This window comes from Mesorhizobium sp. P2_F5 (assembly GCF_056403715.1).
In genome coordinates, this window is the sequence record NZ_JBFUEY010000003.1 from 506,895 (window position 1) to 524,906 (window position 18,012).

Annotated in this window: 16 protein-coding genes; 10 read left to right on the plus strand and 6 right to left on the minus strand. The window is 63.6% G+C overall.

From position 1 onward, the window contains the following. Positions 1-70 precede the first annotated feature (70 nt). Positions 71-1,585, plus strand: a complete 1,515-nt coding sequence (locus tag AC1DYO_RS06400; RefSeq protein ID WP_477261376.1) for a GMC family oxidoreductase — start codon at positions 71-73, stop codon at positions 1,583-1,585. A 4-nt stretch (positions 1,586-1,589) separates the two neighbouring features. Here AC1DYO_RS06400 and AC1DYO_RS06405 read toward each other — a convergent pair whose 3' ends face one another. Continuing rightward, on the minus strand, positions 1,590-2,417 hold the full coding sequence (locus AC1DYO_RS06405; RefSeq protein WP_477261378.1) for an NAD-dependent epimerase/dehydratase family protein: 828 nt from the start codon (positions 2,415-2,417) through the stop codon (positions 1,590-1,592). 155 nt (positions 2,418-2,572) lie between these two features. On the opposite strand from AC1DYO_RS06405, the gene AC1DYO_RS06410 reads away from it, so the two are divergent. After that, a complete protein-coding gene (locus AC1DYO_RS06410) occupies positions 2,573-3,292 on the plus strand; it encodes a FadR/GntR family transcriptional regulator (RefSeq protein WP_477261379.1) in 720 nt (239 codons plus the stop codon). Positions 3,293-3,460: 168 nt separating this feature from the next. Here the strand turns inward: AC1DYO_RS06410 and kdgD are convergent, their stop codons facing one another. The 4 genes from kdgD to AC1DYO_RS06430 form a co-directional block, all read right to left on the minus strand. After that, positions 3,461-4,393, minus strand: a complete 933-nt coding sequence (gene kdgD, locus AC1DYO_RS06415; RefSeq protein WP_477261381.1) for a 5-dehydro-4-deoxyglucarate dehydratase — start codon at positions 4,391-4,393, stop codon at positions 3,461-3,463. A gap of 79 nt (positions 4,394-4,472) precedes the next feature. Then, the gene (locus tag AC1DYO_RS06420; RefSeq protein ID WP_477261383.1) at positions 4,473-5,300 is read right to left on the minus strand and encodes an ATP-binding cassette domain-containing protein; all 828 of its coding nucleotides are present in this window, start codon (positions 5,298-5,300) and stop codon (positions 4,473-4,475) included. Further along, a complete protein-coding gene (locus AC1DYO_RS06425) occupies positions 5,297-6,370 on the minus strand; it encodes an ABC transporter permease (RefSeq protein WP_477261385.1) in 1,074 nt (357 codons plus the stop codon). Before AC1DYO_RS06425 ends, AC1DYO_RS06420 begins: the two co-directional genes overlap by 4 nt. A gap of 110 nt (positions 6,371-6,480) precedes the next feature. After that, on the minus strand, positions 6,481-7,557 hold the full coding sequence (locus tag AC1DYO_RS06430) for a substrate-binding domain-containing protein (protein WP_477261387.1): 1,077 nt from the start codon (positions 7,555-7,557) through the stop codon (positions 6,481-6,483). Between the two features lie 177 nt (positions 7,558-7,734). Here AC1DYO_RS06430 and AC1DYO_RS06435 point away from each other — a divergent pair, with 177 nt between their 5' ends. Next, positions 7,735-8,763 carry an aldo/keto reductase gene (locus AC1DYO_RS06435; protein WP_477261389.1) on the plus strand — a complete coding sequence of 343 codons (1,029 nt, stop codon included), beginning with the start codon at positions 7,735-7,737 and terminating at the stop codon, positions 8,761-8,763. A 576-nt stretch (positions 8,764-9,339) separates the two neighbouring features. Here AC1DYO_RS06435 and AC1DYO_RS06440 read toward each other — a convergent pair. Further along, positions 9,340-11,190 carry a phospholipase D-like domain-containing protein gene (locus tag AC1DYO_RS06440; protein ID WP_477261391.1) on the minus strand — a complete coding sequence of 617 codons (1,851 nt, stop codon included), beginning with the start codon at positions 11,188-11,190 and terminating at the stop codon, positions 9,340-9,342. 284 nt (positions 11,191-11,474) lie between these two features. Between AC1DYO_RS06440 and rsgA the strand changes: the two genes are divergently transcribed. The 7 genes from rsgA to AC1DYO_RS06475 all read left to right on the plus strand — a co-directional run bounded on the left by rsgA (position 11,475) and on the right by AC1DYO_RS06475 (position 18,009). Further along, entirely contained in the window at positions 11,475-12,506 is a 1,032-nt protein-coding gene (gene rsgA, locus AC1DYO_RS06445) for a ribosome small subunit-dependent GTPase A (RefSeq protein ID WP_477261393.1), read from the plus strand. A gap of 167 nt (positions 12,507-12,673) precedes the next feature. Beyond that, positions 12,674-13,105, plus strand: coding sequence for a hypothetical protein (locus AC1DYO_RS06450; protein ID WP_477261395.1), 432 nt, complete (start codon positions 12,674-12,676; stop codon positions 13,103-13,105). A 9-nt stretch (positions 13,106-13,114) separates the two neighbouring features. Beyond that, entirely contained in the window at positions 13,115-14,191 is a 1,077-nt protein-coding gene (locus AC1DYO_RS06455; RefSeq protein ID WP_477261397.1) for a phosphoenolpyruvate carboxykinase (ATP), read from the plus strand. Beyond that, positions 14,188-14,949, plus strand: a complete 762-nt coding sequence (locus AC1DYO_RS06460; RefSeq protein WP_477261399.1) for a glycosyltransferase family 2 protein — start codon at positions 14,188-14,190, stop codon at positions 14,947-14,949. Before AC1DYO_RS06455 ends, AC1DYO_RS06460 begins: the two co-directional genes overlap by 4 nt. Continuing rightward, complete coding sequence (locus AC1DYO_RS06465; RefSeq protein WP_477261401.1) at positions 14,949-15,626, plus strand: glycosyltransferase family 2 protein; 678 nt, start codon at positions 14,949-14,951, stop codon at positions 15,624-15,626. Before AC1DYO_RS06460 ends, AC1DYO_RS06465 begins: the two co-directional genes overlap by 1 nt. Further along, the gene (locus tag AC1DYO_RS06470; RefSeq protein WP_477261403.1) at positions 15,623-17,113 is read left to right on the plus strand and encodes a nucleotidyltransferase family protein; all 1,491 of its coding nucleotides are present in this window, start codon (positions 15,623-15,625) and stop codon (positions 17,111-17,113) included. The genes AC1DYO_RS06465 and AC1DYO_RS06470 overlap by 4 nt, the downstream gene beginning before the upstream one ends. Further along, entirely contained in the window at positions 17,110-18,009 is a 900-nt protein-coding gene (locus AC1DYO_RS06475) for a glycosyltransferase (protein WP_477261405.1), read from the plus strand. The genes AC1DYO_RS06470 and AC1DYO_RS06475 overlap by 4 nt, the downstream gene beginning before the upstream one ends. Positions 18,010-18,012: the final 3 nt, after the last annotated feature.

An 18,012-nucleotide genomic window follows, 5' to 3' on the forward strand; every position in this document is an offset into this window, starting at 1 on the left:
CACAAGCGACTTGAGATCGTCGCGCGCAAGAGAAGGGGGCAGTGATTTTGCCCCGGCAAAGGGAGTGAGAATGCCGGATTACATTATCGTTGGCGGCGGTTCGGCCGGCTGCATTCTGGCCGCTAGGCTGAGCGAAGACCCGGACGTCTCAGTCGTCCTGCTCGAAGCCGGCCCGCCCGACACCGACCGCTACATCCATCTACCGGTCGGCTTCTTCAAGATGACGTCGGGACCGCTGATCTGGGGTTATGACACCGCGCCCGGCAAGGCGATCGACGGCCGGACCATGGTCTATCCGCAGGCGCGCGTGCTGGGCGGCGGCTCCTCGATCAACGCCCAGGTCTTCACCCGCGGCTGCCCGCAGGATTACGATGGTTGGGCGACCGACGATGGCTGCACGAGCTGGAGCTATGCCGACGTGCTGCCCTATTTCGTCCGCTCCGAGGGCAACGACACCTTCGCCGATGCGCAGCACGGCATTGACGGGCCGCTCGGCGTCTCAAGCGGCGCACCGCATCCGCTGACGCGGGTCTTCGTCAAGGCGGCGCAGCAGGCCGGCCTTCCCTTCCGCGCCGACTTCAATGCCGGCGAACAGGCGGGCGCGGGCTTCTACCAGACGACGACGCGCCGGGGGAAACGCTCAAGCACGGCAGTCGCCTATCTGAAGCCTGCGCTCGGCCGCAAGAATTTGACGCTGCGCACCGATGCAACGGTCAGCCGCATCGTGGTCGAGAACGGCCGCGCCATCGGCGTCGAGATCCTCGTCAACGGCCGCACGGAATTGCTGCGCGCCGAACGCGAGGTCATCGTCACCGCCGGCGCCATCGGCTCGCCGAAACTGCTGATGCTGTCCGGCATCGGCCCGGCCGCGCATCTCGGCGAGCACGGCATCAAGGTGATCCACGACGCGAAAAACGTCGGTCAGAATCTGCACGACCACATGGATGTCGATGTCGTCGCCGAGCTCAACGGACCGCATGGCATCGACCGCTACAAGAAGAAGCGCTGGCAGGCCGTTGCCGGTATCGAATACGCGCTGTTCGGCAAGGGACCGGTGGCTTCCAACATCGTCGAGGCCGGCGGCTTCTGGTGGGGCGACCGCGCGGAGAAAACGCCCGACATCCAGTTCCATTTCCTGCCCGGCGCCGGCGTCGAGGAAGGCATCGGCTCGGTGCCCGGCGGCAATGGCTGCACGCTGAATTCCTACCATGTGCGGCCTCGTTCGCGCGGCAGCGTCACGCTCAAGTCCGCAGACCTGCGCGAAGCCCCTGTTATCGACCCCAACCCGTTTGCCGAGCGCTACGATCTCGAACGCGCCATTGACGGCATCGAGATCAGCCGCGAGATCCTGTCGCAGCCGGCCTTCGCCAAATACATCAGCCGCGAGCATCTGCCGGGCGCGGCCATGCAGGGCGCCGACAGCGTCGTCGATCCTGAGCTTCGCGTGCGCGGCTTGCAGGGGCTGCGCGTCTGCGACAGCTCGGTCATGCCGAGCATCGTGTCTTCCAACACCAACGCGGCCGTCATCATGATTGCCGAGAAGGCGGCGGATTTGATCGCCGGGCGGAAGGCGCCGGCGGCTTAAGGGACTATTCCTCCGGAAACATCTCGCGCGGCGGCAATCCGTCGCGGCTGTAGTCGACGACGATGAACTTGCCGCCCTGATAACGCTCGACCACCGGATTGTCCGTCACCTTGCCGCGCACCCGTTCGGCCTGGCTGTCGGAACTGTCGAGCGGCGCCCAGCCGAGCGTCTCTCGGGCATCGTGCCGCCAGAAGCCGCGGCTGTTGTTGGATTGGCCCCAGATGACGGAGCAATCGACTTTTTCGGCCGCCGCGCAGCGCTCGATCAGTCGCACGAAATCGTCATGCGATATCCAGGTCGACAGGATGCGTTCGTCGGGCACTTCGGGCAGCACCGAGCCGATACGGATCAGCACGCTTTCCACCGCATGCTTGTCGAAATAGAGCCGCGCCAACATCTCGCCATAGGCCTTCGACAGGCCGTAGTAACCGTCGGGCCTGAGCAGGCAGTCCTGGTCGAGAATCTCCGTGCGCTCGTAAAGGCCGACCGCATGCACCGAAGACGGGAACACCACGCGCGCCTTCTCTCTGCGCGCCGCCTCGTAAATGTGAAAGGCACCGCGGAAATTGGGGCCAAGCACGGTCTCGAAGGACTGCTCGGTGGAGATGCCGCCGAAATGCAGGATCAGGCCGCAGCCCTGCGCGAGATCGTTCACCACCTGCCGGTCCTCGATATCGGCGATGGTGAAGCTGGCATTGTGCGGCAGCGGGATCGGCAAGGGCACGATATCGGTGAGCCGCAAGGTCCAGCCCAGCGCCGCGAGCCTAGCTGACAACAGCCGTCCGATCGTGCCGGAAGCTCCAGTCAGCAGCACCGGTTTTTCCGAGATCATCACGCTCTGCCCTTTCGCCGAGACGGCGGATATGTTTGCGCGGATGAGGCAAGGCGAATGAAGGTTGGGCGCGGCTGGCGCGCTGGAAATCTTATCATATCACCAGACAAATAATGGGTTGCCAAGAAACGCGGTTCGTTTATTGCTTGGGGACGATGAAACGTTCCTTTGGCCTTCCCCCGCAGATCAGCCGCACGGCGCAGGTTGCCGACTGGTTTGCGCGCGAAATACGGGCAGGTCATTTGACCAGTGGCGAGAAATTGCCGACCGAGCAGGAGTTGATCGCGCAATTCGGCGTCAGCCGCACGGTGATCCGCGAGGCCATGGCGTCGCTGCGCTCCGAAGGACTGGTGACGAGCCGCCAAGGCTCCGGCGTGTTCGTTGCCGATCATGAGACCAACACCACATTCCGCATTATTTCCGACGAGCTGCATTCGCTGACCGAAGTCCAGAACGTGCTGCAGCTTCGGCTCGCGGTGGAACTGGAAGCCGCGGGCCTTGCCGCCGAAAAGCGCGGTGACGACGACCTTACACGCATGCGCGATTGCCTCGATGCCATCGACGCCTCGATCGCCGCCGGCGAAAGCGCCATCGAGCCGGACTTCGCCTTCCACCGGGCGATCGCGTCTGCCACCGGCAATCCCTATTTCGAACGCTTCATGCATTTCCTCGGACCCGTCCTCATTCCGCGCCAGCTGATGCGCCCGCGGGACGAGACGCCCGAGCAGCGGCGGCATTATCTGGAGCAGGTCCAGATGGAGCATCGCCGCATCTATCAGGCGATCGAGCGGCAGAATGTCGAAGCCGCCCGCTTCACCTTGCGCGAGCATCTCGAAGCCGGGCGCGAGCGCTACCGCCGCATGGTCGACGGCTAGAGCAATTCCAGGAAAAGTGTGAGACGGTTTTCCCGGGAAAAGCGCATAGCGCTTTCCCTTGGGAATTGCGTCCAAACAAAGGGATAAGGCTGTTCGGCGTTTCCGCGAAACGGCGAACCGCCCTGACGCGCCGTTGGTCTTCAATTCGCCCGCCCAATCCATTTGTGCCTACGCCAGCTCCGCCACCGGCATCTTGCAGGACTGCATGAGATCAGTGAGTTGACGCTCTTCGTCGGCGGTCAGGTCGAGAAGCGGCGACCGCACCGGTCCGCAATCGATGCCGGCAATGCGCGCGCCCGCCTTGACGATCGACACGGCATAGCCGGCACGCCGGTTGCGGATGGCGAGATAGGGCAGGAAGAACGAGCGGATGAGATCGCCGACTTCCGCCGCGCGGCCGGCGCGAAGAGCGTTGAAGAAGCGCAGCGCGATATCAGGCGCGAAATTGTAGATCGCCGAGGAATAGGTCGTCATGCCGATCGCCGCCGCCGCACTGGCATGGACTTCGGCCGTCGGCATGCCGCCGATGAAGACCAGCCGGTCGCCCATGCGGTAGCGCGTTGCGGTGAGGAGTTCGATATCGCCGACGCCATCCTTGAAGCCGATCAGGTTCGGGCAATCCTGCGCAACACGCTCGAGCGTCTCCGGCGTCAGAATGGCGTTGTCCCTGTTATAGGCAATCACGCCGATGCCGACCGAGCGGCAGATGGCGGTGAGATGCCGGCGCAGGCCTTCCTGCTCGGACTTGACGAGATAGGGCGGCAGCACCAGCAGCCCGTCGGCGCCATTGGCTTCGGCGGCCTTGGCGAACTCGACCGCCATATGCGTGCCGTAGCCGACGCCGGCGAGCAGCGGCATGGTGTCGGGAACTTCGTCCGACGCCGCGCGCACCACGCGCTTGTATTCTTCCAGCGTCAGCGAGAAGAACTCGCCGGTGCCACCGGCGGCGAAAAGCCCGCTCGCGCCGGCGGTGCCCTGGCTGGCGACATGGGCACGATAGCCGTCCTCGTTGAACGCGCCGTCATCGTCGAAAAAGGTCAGCGGAAAGGACAGCAGGCCACGGCCAAGGGATCTGGTGAGTTCAGTGGGTGAGAACGTCAAGACGAATACTCCATGCGAGGCACCGGCAAGTGGGAGCTCTTGCCGGCAAGGATTTTGGCAGCCGCTGACGGCGGCTGGTTCATACGAGGCCCGGCCGGACTTCGGCCGCGGCGGCTTCGATCGCCCTGGTGCCAAGGCCCGACTTGACGATGCGGATCAGTTCTTCCTCGCTGGTGTCGGCCGTGGAGGCGTCAAGCGCGACCTCGCCCGCATGCAGGAAGTTGATGCGGTCGCAGACCTCGAAGATCTGGTTGTAGTTGTGGACGATCAGGATCACCGAGACCTGGCGCTGCTGGCGCAAATTCTGGATCAGGCCCAGCACATGCGCACTCTCGCGCACGCCAAGGGCCGCCAGCGGTTCATCGAGGACCAGGATTTTCGGCGACGAATAGATCGAGCGGGCGACCGCAATGCACTGGCGCTGTCCGCCCGACAGGAGGTCGACGGTGCTGTTGACGCTGGGGATCGTGATGCCGAGCGTGTCGAGATAGAGCTTCGCCTGTTCGCGCATCTTCCTGTTGTCGAGCAGGTTCAGCCCGAGGAAGCGCTTGTGATACTCGCGGCCGAGAAACATGTTGTGAAAGACGCTAAGGTCGCCGACCAGCGCCAGGTCCTGATAGACGGTTTCGATGCCTTGCGCGCGCGCATCGCGCGGCGAGGCGAAGCGCACTTCCTTGCCTTGCGAGACGATGGTGCCGGTGTCGGGCCGGTGAAAGCCGGACAGGATCTTGATCAGCGTCGACTTGCCGGCGCCATTGTCGCCGACCAGCGCCAGCACTTCGCCCTTGCGCAGTTTGATCGAGACATCGACCAGCGCGGTGACGGCGCCGAAACTCTTGGAGATATTGTTCATCTCCAGCACAGTCGGCGCATCGGCGGCGAGCGGTGGAATGGTCAGCGTGTTCATACGCGCCTCCGTGTGCGCAGGCGGTCGACCTGGATTGAGAGGATCATGGCGGCGATGATGGCAGCACCCAGATAGATGTCGGACACAGTGGCCTGGGCGCCGATCATCACCAGGCCGTTGTTGAGCGAGGCGACGACGAAGGCGCCGATCAGCGCGCCGATGACGGTGCCGGAGCCACCCAGTAGCGAAGTGCCGCCGATGACCGCGGCCGCAATTGCCTGCAAGGTGAGGAACGGGCTGCCGGCCTGCGGGTCGGCCGAGGTGAACTGGGCCGTGTTGATGATGCCGCCAAAGGCAGCGAAGCCGCCGGCGATCATGAAATTGTAGATCTTCATCCGGTCGGTGCGCACGCCGATCTCGCGCGCGCCGATAATGTTGGAGCCGGTGGCAATGGTGTGCAGGCCGAATGTGGTGCGGGAAAGCACCAGCGCCAGCACCAGCACCAGCACCACCGCCCACAGGAAGGGCGTGAAGGCCGTGATGCCGTGCAACGAGAACAGGCCGTCCGAAGGCTGGTAGAGGCTCTGGCCGAAAATGGCGTTGAAGGGCTGCTCGACCGGCGCCACGATCGGCTGGCTGTTGTAGATCGAGACGACGATGCCCTGCAGGAAGAACAGCATGCCGACCGTGGTGATCAGCGACGGCACCTTGAAGCGCACCGTGATGATGCCGTTGATGGCGCCGACCAGGATGCCGATCAGGACCCCGATCAGCGCGCCGACGGCCAGCGGCACACCATAGGTAACCGACAGCAGCGCCATGACATAGGGCGCGATCGAGAAGATGGCGCTGAGCGACAGATCGATCTCGCCGGTGATCATCAGCATGACTTCCGCCGCGGCGATCAGCCCGAGCCGGCCGGTGTCGCGCAGCACCACGCTCATGAATTGCGGCGACAGGAAACCGCCGTCGCTGCCCACCTGGAAATAGATCACCAGCACGATGGCGACGACCGCGATGCTCGCCTCGCGGTAACGCGACAAGAGGATGAGCAGCCTTTCCGTCATCGTCTGCGGAACCTTGACGCCGACGGCGCCTTTCCCGGCTGTTATGGCTTTGCTTGGCGGCACTTATTGTCTTCCTGATTTCTGAAACGACTGCCTGAACGGCAGCAACCGGCACCCTCGCCGCATCATCCCGGGATGACGCGGCGAGGGCTGGAGTTTATAGGCTGACAGCGTCAGGTCGGCTCGACGTCCGAGCGGCCCTCGAAGCGGGACTTGCCGACATAGGCGTCGACATTGTCCTTGGTCACATAGGCCTGGCTGGTGTCGCTGTTGGCCGGGCCGACGAGACCGCCGGAGAGCTTGTAGAGATACATCTGCTGCACCGGCAGGAAGCCCTGCAGATAGGCCTGCTGGTCGGTGGTGAAGTTGACGTCGCCGCCCTTGATGAAGTCCAGCGTCTGCGGGAACAGGTCGAAGCCGGCAACCGCACCGCCGGCTTTCACCAGCCCGTATTTGTTGGACACGAAACCGCAGGCATAGGTGTCGGAGCCGCCGGTGCCGAACAGGCCATTGACGGTCTTGTGGCTGAGATAATAGCTCTCGACGCGCGAGATTTCCGTTGCCGGATCCGGACCGGTGTTGACGACATCGTAGGTGACGCCGCTGCCGCTGTCCTTGATCGCCTGGATGTAGCCGTCGAGACGCGGCTGCGTATTGAGCGAACCCGGCACGCCGATCGACAGCATGACATGGCCGCCCTTGGGGATCAGCTTCAGCCACTTCAGCGCCGAGTTGTAGCCCGACTGGTAGAGCGGCTGACCGACATAGGACAGGCGCTTGTTGGGGCTGCCGACCGGCACGTCGGCGTTGAAGGCGACGACCGGAATGCCGGCCTGCGCCGCCATGTCGGTGGCGGCGTCGAACGCCGTCGGATCGACCAGGCAAACGGCAATGCCGTCCGACTTCTGCGCAATCGCCGTCTGCATGGCGCTGACCATTTCGGAGACGACGTTCTTTTGCGAACCCGTCCACTGGTAGCTGCAGCCGAAGGCCGCGCAGGCATCCTGGATGCCATAGACCGTCGGCGTGAAGAACTGGTCGAGCGTCACATGGCAGACGAAGTGGAACTTGTAGGGCTTCTTCGGCAGGCCGGGCGATGAATCGGCTGCCCGGGCGGCACTGACACCGCCTGCAAGGCCGGCGCCCAGTCCACTGGCGAGGCCAGCGGCACCGAGGCCGAGTTTTCCCGCCAGCGCGAAAGCGCTGCGCCGGCTGATGCCGGCCATCTGATTTTTCGTGTCGTCGTCCATGCATTCCTCCCCTGTCGTTTTGTAGGCGTCGCTACATTTGTCGTCTGGTTACATTGTTATATGACAACTTTTGTGTCAATGGTCTTTCGCCGCCGAATTCACGACGGCCTTGGCGGTCTGAATGGGCGCGGGAAGGCGGCCGGCAAAAATGACGATCAGGGATTACAGGAAGAGAAAATGGCTGAAATCGAATTCAGGGCTGTCGCGAAGAATGGCCTGAAGGTGACGACGATCGGGCTCGGCGGCACAGGGCTCGGCAACATGTACCGCGCCGTCGATACGGACGCCGCGGTCAACACGGTGCAGGCAGCCTATGACAATGGCATCCGCTATTTCGATACAGCACCCGTCTACGGCTTTGGTGTCAGTGAGATGCGTCTCGGGCTGGCGATCAAGTCGCTGCCCCGCGCGGACATCGTCATCTCGTCCAAGATCGGCTACGACCTCGTGCCGATCCCGCCCGAAGAGTTGAAGCCGGCGCTGTGGGACCAGCCCGGCTCCTTCCGCGCCGAGTTCGACTATTCGCGCGATGCCGTGATGCGCTCGCTCGAAGGCACGCTGAAGCGCCTCGACACCGACTATGTCGACATGGTCTCGATCCACGATCCCGACGAGGCCATCCATTTCGGTCCCGGCGAGGATCCCTATGCCAGGAGCCGTTTCAAGGAGGCGATGGACGGCGCCTATCCGGCACTCGACGAGTTGCGCGCGCAAGGCGTCATCAAGGCGGTCGGCGTCGGCATCAACCAATGGCAGATGCTGTCCGATTTCGTCGTCGCCGGCGCCTTCGACTATTTCCTGCTCGCCGGCCGCTACACGCTGCTGGAGCAGGAGCCGCTGGCAACCTTGCTGCCGCTCTGCGAACAGCGCGGCACCAGGATCATCATCGGCGGCCCTTACAATTCCGGCATCCTGGCAACCGGCGCTGTGAAGGGCGCGACGTTCAACACGAGGCCGGCACCGGAGCCGGTGCTGGAGCGCGTGCGCCGCATCGAGGCGATCTGCGCCAAACACAAGGTGTCGCTGCCGGCGGCAGCGCTGCAGTTCCCGCTCGGTCACCCGCTGGTATCGAGCGTCATTCCGGGAGCGCGCTCTGTCGATGAGTTGAAGCAGAACCTTGGCTATCTCAGGGAGACCATTCCGCCAGCGCTGTGGGCCGATCTGAAGCAGGCCGGGTTGATTGAAGCAACCGCGCCGACGCCTTGAGCGGCAGCGTAATCGCATAGGGCGCTCCCCCACTCCGTCTCGGCTTCGCCGATCCACCTCTACCCCCACATCCGTGGGGGAGAGGAAACGCTAATCGCGAGGGCCACGACCTCCAAAAACTTGGGTTCGCTCTCCCCTCAAAAAGCTTGGTATTTCCTCTCCCCCACTATGTGGGGGTAGAGGTGGCTCGGCGAAGCCGAGACGGAGTGGGGGCCGGCGCCGCCCTATGCGATTGCCCTGCCTTGCTATGAACACGTCACGCCCGAGCCGCACTCAAAACGACAGCCGTCCGCCGAGCTTCAACCGGCGCTTGCGCAACCCACGCAACCCACTGGAAACCCCCGGTTGCGCGGCCTTTGGCGACACCGAAGCGGCGCGGCAAACGCGGCTTTGCGCCAGTTCCGCGATCACACCATATGAACCGATCCAACCTCTGCTAGCTTGTTGGGCGTGGGACTTGTCCCGCTTTGGCCGGTGCTTCAGGCAACCCCATCCCAACCCCCCGCCCCCTGTGGCGCCGGCCATCCCCCTCCCCTCGCAAGGAAGACAGCACGCCACGGCGAGCGCCAACGGCGCTCACGCCTGCGGCGGTTTCTTCTTTTTCTTGTCAGCGGCGCGTTCCTTCTCGTCCGCAAACGGATCGGGATCGTTGGCCGCCTGATCGCTCCACGTCCCGGCATCCGCCTCGGGAAAGAACAGCAGCCGGCGGTTGTTCTTGTAGTTGCCCGCCTTGAAATTCGGGCTTATCCACTTGCCGGTCGTGTCGAGCTCCAGCCATTTGTTGTGCTCGCCCGCCTCGGCATTGTGGTTGATGATGTCGCGCGAGCGGAAGTGGCGGAAAATGCGATCGACCTCGGTCATGTAGATGTCGGCGACACGTGTATTGCCGCGGATCAGCAGCATGTTCTCGTCGTTGGAGATCAGCGAGTTGGTGGAGAAATTCGCCGACCCCGAGCAGATCAGCGGATCGTCGGACAACGGGTCGATCAGCAGCACTTTGGAATGGATGAAAAAGACGTGGCCATTGTTGGTCGGGCGCGCCAGCTCTTCCTCGACAAACCACTCATCGAGATCGGAATTGGCGATCGGCACCACCTTGGCGCCGCCCACCTTGTACTTGATGAAGGATTTTCCCAGGATTGCGCCGTTGGAGAAGGCGAGCTTGCCGCGATTGGCCTTTTCGGCCGCGGCGACCTCGGCGGCCGGCACGTCCTCGAGCACGACCAGCCGCATCGCATCCTGCTTCTTGCCGAGCGCGGCAAGTATCGTGCTGGCCACGTTGAACGGGATCGTCATCATCGCCAGCGTCGTGGTGTCGGTGATGCGCTGGCCGTACCAGTCGAGCATGTTGTCGGCGATGCGCGGCGAGAAGAATGCCGCGATCGACTTTTTTGCAATGACGTTGGGAGGATTGGGCGTCAGCCCGGTCGCGTTCTTCAACGCGACGCTGTGCGTCGGATCACCGGACAGTTCCGTCCAATAGGCAAGATAGGTCCTGGCCGTATCCACGTCCGTCACCAGATGGCCGACATTGGTCTGTCCGAAAAAGCCGGTGTCGGTGAAATTGGTCGATCCGGTCCAGACCCGTTTCGGCTTGCCGCCGACGAGCTTGACGATGAACTTGTTGTGCGGGATCGGCGTGCGCGTGCGCCGAAACAGAATTTGCGTCTCTTGGCCGCCGCGAACAACCTTGTCCGGAAGCCCCGCCTTGACGATCGCCGCGCGGTTGGCATCGTCGTCTTTCTTGGTGTCGTGATAAACGATCTGGACGTCGACGCCGCGATCGAGCGCGCGTTTCAGCGCCCGCAGGATCGGCAGATAGGTGAACTCGTAGGCGCAGACGCGGAGCCCCTCGCCGGGGCCGGTTTCGTTGATGTATTTCAGGCAGGCTTCCGCCAGGCCGCGCGATAGCCACTCGGTTTCCGCGTCGAGCAGCTTGCCGTCGTCGCTGACGTTGTCCGTCATCTCGTCGGTCAGCCGCTTGTTGTGAAATTTTGTCTCGAAAGCGTGGCTGGCAATGGCACCGCGATTGAACCAGACGCCATGATACTGATCGTCCTCAGCCTCAGTACGGATCGAGAATGTGAGCTCATACCTTTCCTCGAACGCATGAATGTCGCCATAGAGCGCGACGATGGTGAAATCGTAGTCCGTATCCGCGAATGCCTTGTAGTCGGACCACAGGAAGGTCTGGAACGGCTGGTCGCGCGAGGAATAGTCGTCCTTGGGGTCGGGATGCGGAACCAGATCCCTAAAATATTTGGTGCCTCTCAGCCAGGTCTGCTCGTGTCCCTTGACCCCGCGTTTGACCGCGAAGCCGAGCAAGCCCTCGCGGGACGCTTCGTCCATATCCAGCGCCAGCAGCACGACACGCGTGCCGGCAACCGCCTTCACCTTGAGATGATCATTGCCCTTAGTCACACGCATGGCTGCTCCCAGTGGCTGGAGTTGAATGCTGAACAATGCAAGAATTGGATGACAGCCTCGCAAAGACATTGCGGTGCACAGCCATCTTACGCCTCAGCCGGTGCTCCTCTATGAATTTGCTCACGCTCCCGGCAGGGGCGGATGCCAGGCCATGCTTTGATGGCCTGGCTTGCCAAACCCCGCCATGCCGCCCATAGAACGGCTCGGAACATCGCCCCGCTCCGAAGGCTGTTTGTCCGCAGCCATGTGCCAAGGATCCCCTCGATGCCTGAGACACCGTCCCCTTGGCCAAGGCTGTGACAGATCCCGCCTCACTCGCAAGCCTGGGTTGGGCGGAGTTTTTCAGCGACCAGCTTGAAGCCGATGAGGAAAATCTCGTCCCTACGCGCATTGCCTCGGTGCACCGTGATCGCCTGGCCGGCCTGTCTCTGGCAGGGCCAACGGATCTGACGCTGCCGGCGAATGCGAACACTGGCGACTATGCCGTCGGCGACTGGGTGCTTGTCGAACCTTATACGCATCTGCTGCGCCGCCGCCTTACCCGCAAGACGGTGCTGGAGCGCCGCACCCAGGGCGGCAGGGTCCCGCAGCTGGCCGCGGCCAATGTCGACACACTGTTCATCGTCACCTCCTGCAATGCCGATTTCAACATCGCCCGGCTCGAGCGCTATCTGGCGCTGGCCAACGAGGCCGGCACGACGCCGGTGATCCTGCTGACCAAGGCAGATACAGCTGATGACGCCGAGACGTACTTAACGCAGGCCGCCGCCCTGCAGCGTGGACTGGCCGTGGTGATGCTGAACCCGCGCGTCGCCGATGCCGCAACCGCCCTCGCCGCCTGGTGCGGAGCGGGTCAAACGGTGGCGCTGGTCGGTTCGTCCGGCGTCGGCAAATCGACGCTGGTCAACACGCTGGCCGGCTCGGCGCAGCAATCGCCACAGCTGACCGCGGGCATCCGGGAGCACGATGCCAAGGGCCGCCACACCACCACAGCCAGATCACTGCACGCCATTGCCGGCGGCGGCTGGGTGATCGACACGCCGGGCATGCGCACGCTGCATGTCAGCGACGTCGCCTCCGGCATCGACACGCTGTTTGCCGAAATCACCGAATTGGCCCCGCTGTGCAAGTTCCGCGACTGCACCCATGTCCACGAACCGGGCTGCGCGGTGCAGGCTGCCTTGAAGGCTGGCACGCTCGATCCAGAGCGCCTTGCCCGTTGGCGCAAACTGTCCGAGGAAAACCAAGGCAATACGCCGGTTCAGAGCGGCCCGCGCGGCAACAAATCTCCCGGCGGTCGCCCAAAGCGGCGCTGAGCGGGTAGTGCTTTTTCGGTGCTCCGAATTGGCAGTTTTGCACAGGTCGGGCACCATTCTGTGCCACCTTGATCATTAGTGCCGGCTCATGGTCCTTGGTTTTTTCGGGAAATTTGTCTATTCTTGGCCCGGCACCCCCGGGATAGGCGGTGCGGGCGTGACAGGGGTTGGTTCTGAATTTATCCGGGCGGTACAAACTCGGCACGGATGTTTCGTGCGAGAACTTCGACGGCGAATATGTCGTCCTCAATCTGGCGACAGGGCACTATTTCTCAGTCTCCCGTTCAGGCAGCACCTTGCTCGATGGTCTCGTCAGGGGCTTCGACTTTGCCGAAATGATCGAGACGCTGGCCGCCGCCCAGCCGGCCAAGCGAGACGAGATAGGCGCCTTCGCCGCGCAGATCGCCGGCTACGAAATTGTCATCCCCGACCTCGAAGCATCTACCCTGCCGTTGGCCGCGGACTGGATCAGTGCGGCGCATGAAGCGTCAGATTCCATGCTGCTCGAAGTGTTCGACGATATCGCCGATCTTATCACCGCCGACCCGATCCATGACACCGATGAAGCCGCCGGCTGGCCGATAAAGAAAGAGGCGTAGGTTCGGCCCATGACGCTGGCTGCGCCCGCCTCGACCATCGACGACGGCATAACGCTCCGCAATCTGCTGCCGTTCGCCGCCTCGGCCATCGAGCAGGCGGAAAAGGCCATGGAGCGGATGGCGCCGGCCGCGCGGCTTTCGTTGCACGGTGTCGACGTTTCGCTCTGCTCGCAAGATCCTGGCTATGTCGCGCTGGCCAGCGAACGTCTCTGGCAGAACGGCAACGAAACCGGCCGGCGCGAAGCTTGCCGTATCCTTGTCACCTCGACCGGCATCGATGGATTGATGACGCCGCCGCATTGGGGTCCAGAAGAATTCCACTCGCGGCGCTTTGAGAAAGCGCTGGAGGACAGCTCGTTTCGGGCCGAATTCGATCACGACCGCAAATCCTGGCACATCTTCGATCTCAGCCGGAATATCGGTCTTCTGTGGATGCAGTCGGCGCAAGCCTATGCGCCCTGGGAGCCCGGCTCGCCGCTGCGTGTTTTCCTGCACTGGTTCTACAGCGCCCGTGGCATGCGGCTGACCCATGCCGGCACGCTCGGCCGCAACGGCAAGGGCGCGCTGCTCATCGGTCGCGGCGGATCGGGCAAATCCGGCACCGTCGTCGACGGCATGATGCAAGGGCTGCAGTCCGTCGGCGACGACTATGTCCTGCTCGAGCCAACGGATGGATTTCCGACCGCACGTCCGGTGTTCCGCACGCTCAAGCAGAATGCCGACGGACTTCGCCGCCTCGGCCTTTTCGAAACCATCGGCATTGGCCGCAAGGAGAACTGGCAAGGCAAGTATGAATTCTTCAGCGAAGACCTCGGTGTGCGGATGACGCCGTTGCTCAGCATAAGAGCCCTGCTGGTGCCTCATGTCGCCGAGACGCAGCATACAAGGGTGACGTCGATCTCGCAGGCCAAGGCTATGCTGGCATTGGCGCCATCCGGACTGTTCCAGATGCCCGGCGAGCGCGATAGCGGCGTTGCGCGCTTCGCCGCGCTGGTTCGCTCCCTGCCCTGTTTCGGCCTTGCCCTTGGCAGCCAACCCGGTGACGCATCGCGGGTCATCGGCGATTTTCTGGACGCGCTGCCGTGAGCAAGGTCTCGGTCATCCTGCCGCTCTACAACCGGGCGGCGTTCATCGAAGCAGCGCTTCGCTCGCTGCTTGCCCAACAGGCCGACTGCGATCTCGACATCATGGTCGTCGATGACGGGTCGACCGATGAGGGGCCGGACATCGTACGTGGTCTTGCCGAGCAGCACCCTTGCATCAGGATGGTGCGGACAGAAAACCAGGGCGTCTCCAAGGCGCGCAATGTCGGATTGCGGCAGCTGCCGCCGGATTGCGATTTCGTCACCTTCCTCGATTCCGACGACGTTTCGACCGTCGGCCGGCTGGCCGCCGACCTGGCGGAATTCGATGCGGCGCCCGAGATCGGGCTCACCTATGGCCAGATGACGATGATCGACAGGATCGATCCCGAGACGCTGATGCCGGCGACGGATGCAAACAGCGCCATCATCCGCAGCATCCATGTCGGCGCGGGTATTTTCCGCAAATCGCTGGTCGATCGGATCGGCTTCTTCGACGAGACCCTGCCGCAAGGCGAAGACACGGATTTCCTGCTGCGCGCCTTCGAAACCGGGGTGCCCTACAGGCTGACGGAAACCAACGCGCTCTACTACCGGCAACACGCCGGCAACATGACGCGGGACAAGGAAGCCGTCATCAAGTTCCTCATCCATGCCTTGCGCCGGTCGATCATCCGTCGGCGCGGCAATCCTGATGCACGCATTCCCGAGCATCTGTTCAACATGCAGGCCCTGAAAAACGTCCACTTCGAGGTCGACTGATGAGCGGCTCGCTCGAACCCTACAGCGTGGTCATCCCCGCCTACAATGCTTCGGCGACCATCGGCGAGGCGATCGCGTCGGTGCTCGCGCAAACGGTTCTGCCGGCGGAAATCCTGGTGGTCGACGATGGGTCGACGGACGAGACCGCAGCTCTCGCTTCGCAGGCACACAGGCTGGTGCGCGTCATCAGGCAGGACAATGCAGGCCCCGGCGCGGCGACCACGCGCGGCATGAGCGAAAGCCGGCACGCGCTGATCGCAACGCTCGACGCCGACGATGTCTGGCTTGCGCACAAGATGGAGCAGCAACTGTCGCTATTGTCCGCGCAGGCGCCGACTGACGGTGTCTTTTCGAACCTGGAACTCTTCGGCGAGAGTTCGCTTTCAGGACGCGTTCAGCCGGGTTGGCTCCGCTCCACCATGGTCATCAGGCGCCATGTGTTCGACCGGATCGGGCCGATCATCGACCCACCGGGAAATCGCGGCGACATGGTCGATTGGCTGGCACGGGCCCGCGAGGCGGGATTTCGCCTCGACATGCTGGCGCAAGTGCTGGTTCGGCGGCGTGTGAGCACGACGAGCCTTTCCTACGGGCGCGACCCGCTCAAGGACAAGGGCTATCTCCATATTGCGCGCCAGCGGATCTTGCGTAACCGCGCCGGAAAGCTGCCTGGGTGAGACCGCCCCTGCTTCCGGCACCCAGCCGCGCCTTCCCGACCGGCTGGCACGACCGGCTGATCAAGGCCGCGATCCATGCCGACAACGCCATCGCTTTCGCGCACGCCGATGCCTGGCTGAGGGCCAACGACATCGACATCGCCCCGGCCCGCGACCATCGCCTGCTGGTTGAAATCGCCACGCGCTTCGGACCTCGCCTGAGCGGACATGCGGCCTATCCAAGGCTGGTCGGGCTGCGCCGGATGCTGTGGACCCGCTCGCAAATGGGGCTGCGCGAGATCATGCCGGCGCTGTCGGCCATGGCCGACGCCGGCGCAAGACCGCTGCTGATAAGGGAGGCCGCGCGCCTTGCCGAGACGAACGATGCCGACACGCGCATTGCGCGCGACATCGACATCCTGGTTCATCCCGACGAGATCGGAACCGCCTTCGACAGTCTGCTTCGTCGCGGCTGGATGCCCGTCCAGAGCGTCAGCCCGCTTTATGTGCGCGAGCATCTGCCATCGATGCGCGGCGTCAGGCTTTTCAAGGACGAAGTCGGCGACATTCTTCTCCACAACCGGCCTTTCCCTCCCGGCAGGGGCAGTATCGGCGACGACGCTAGCTTGCGCGAACGCGCACGACCGGCCTCGCTTGGGAAACTCGCTTTGTGGCTGCCTTCGCCAGAGGACGGCCTTGCGCTGGCCATCGCCGATAGCGGCATTGCCGGACAGACGCGCAGCGACTGGCTCGTCGACGCCGCGGCGATCCTGTCGCGCCATAGGATCGACTGGCAGCGCTTCGAAGCGGTCGTCGCATCCCGCCGGTTGCAGGCCCCGGCGCTGTTGGCACTTGCCTACCTTAGTGCTGAGGCCGGACTGCCCGTCCCCACGCAGGTCATGACTGCGCTGTCGGAAGCGGGCATGGCGCGGCCGCTCTCCTACCTGCTGGCTTCAGCTGAGGCGCGGCCAAGGGATGGTGCCGGCATTGCCACGAAGGCACTGCAGGGCGTAGCACGGCTGCTGCGCAAACGCGCCGCCGGCCAGGAAATGCCGCGCGCGCCGGATCGGCTTTTGGCGGTCCGCGGCGTCGCGGCAAGCGACGGCGACCCTTCGCCTCCAACCGTCGAGCAACGCATCGCGATACCCCCGAAGCTTGGCGCCGGGCCAGTGCATTTCCACGCCGTGCTGCGCCTTGCCGTGCCACCGGTGCGCCGCCGGATCGAATTCGAGCTCAACACCGCTACGCGCCATATCTGTCGCGTCCGCTACCGCAAATGGACAAGGGGATCCCACCCGATCACGCTGGTCATTGACGGTGAGATCGACATCCTGCCCGGCGAGACCGAGCTGATCCTGATGTCGCGCCCGGCCAGGCTCGTTCGCGGCGATGGCGGCCCGGCAAGGAAGGCACGCTACGATGCCTTGCCCTTTTCGAGCATTGCCCTTGAACTCGGCGGAGGGCCGCCGGGACAGGCCCTGCCGCAAAGCCTGCGGGGCGAACCGTGAAGCTCTGGAAGCTGAGAGCCAGATATTACACCTACCGGCGCCGGCTCTGGATCCGCTGGATCGGCCTCTACAGCAGCGTGATGCTGTGGCGACATGGGCCGATGCTTCTGGATCCTGACGCCAGGATCGTGCTGAGCGTCCGCTACAGCGTGCATTTCCTTGGCGGCAAGGAGGGTTGGGTGGTGAAGCGCAAGCTCAGTCCGCAAGACCATCTGGCCTGGCTCTTCGACAGCGACAGGCTGCAGCAACGCCTGACGTTTTTCTCCACCATCCTGTTGCCGTCGCTGCTCACCCAGGATCTGCCGATGCTGCGCGGGCGCCGCGAACTGGTCATCTACGTCTCGGAAGGGCTTCCGCCGTCGCATCGTGAGCTGCTCGAAGCGACGCTTGCGCCTTACGACTGGGCGCGGATCGTGCCCGTTCCCATCGGCGCGATGGACTATCCTGACGTTGGGCCCGATGAGCCGCACGCACATCTGCGCATCGACGATGACGACGCCTTGTCGCGCGATTTCCTGAGCCGCCTGTCGGCCTATGTGCGGCCGGCATTCCACGGCCACATCATTACCCATCCCAATGGCTACTTCGCCGGTTTCGACGACGCCGGGGTCCTGCTTCTAAGGCAGTTCCGGATTCCGATGATCGCCATGGGCTTCGCCTACATCGTCGCGCCGGGAACGAGGTTTCGGTCCGTCTACGAGGTCGGTCCGCATTTCGACGCCTATCGCAGCGCGCCGACCATCATCGCCGACAAAAGACCCGCCTACGTCCGCACCGTGCATCCCGGACAATCAATGTACCCGCAGACCAAGTTCAGCGGCGATCCAGCCACCACGCTGCAAGACGTCCAGCGCTACATCGAATTCAACCCCGACGCACTGCGCCCGCAGGGATAGTCC

Coding starts and splice junctions, on each gene's coding strand:
- AC1DYO_RS06410 (WP_477261379.1), top strand. CDS start 2,573: ATGAAACGTTCCTTTGGCCTTCCCCCGCAGATCAGCCGCACGGCGCAG.
- AC1DYO_RS06405 (WP_477261378.1), bottom strand. CDS start 2,417: ATGATCTCGGAAAAACCGGTGCTGCTGACTGGAGCTTCCGGCACGATC.
- AC1DYO_RS06465 (WP_477261401.1), top strand. CDS start 14,949: ATGAGCGGCTCGCTCGAACCCTACAGCGTGGTCATCCCCGCCTACAAT.
- AC1DYO_RS06430 (WP_477261387.1), bottom strand. CDS start 7,557: ATGGACGACGACACGAAAAATCAGATGGCCGGCATCAGCCGGCGCAGC.
- AC1DYO_RS06420 (WP_477261383.1), bottom strand. CDS start 5,300: ATGAACACGCTGACCATTCCACCGCTCGCCGCCGATGCGCCGACTGTG.
- AC1DYO_RS06455 (WP_477261397.1), top strand. CDS start 13,115: ATGACGCTGGCTGCGCCCGCCTCGACCATCGACGACGGCATAACGCTC.
- AC1DYO_RS06440 (WP_477261391.1), bottom strand. CDS start 11,190: ATGCGTGTGACTAAGGGCAATGATCATCTCAAGGTGAAGGCGGTTGCC.
- AC1DYO_RS06400 (WP_477261376.1), top strand. CDS start 71: ATGCCGGATTACATTATCGTTGGCGGCGGTTCGGCCGGCTGCATTCTG.
- AC1DYO_RS06435 (WP_477261389.1), top strand. CDS start 7,735: ATGGCTGAAATCGAATTCAGGGCTGTCGCGAAGAATGGCCTGAAGGTG.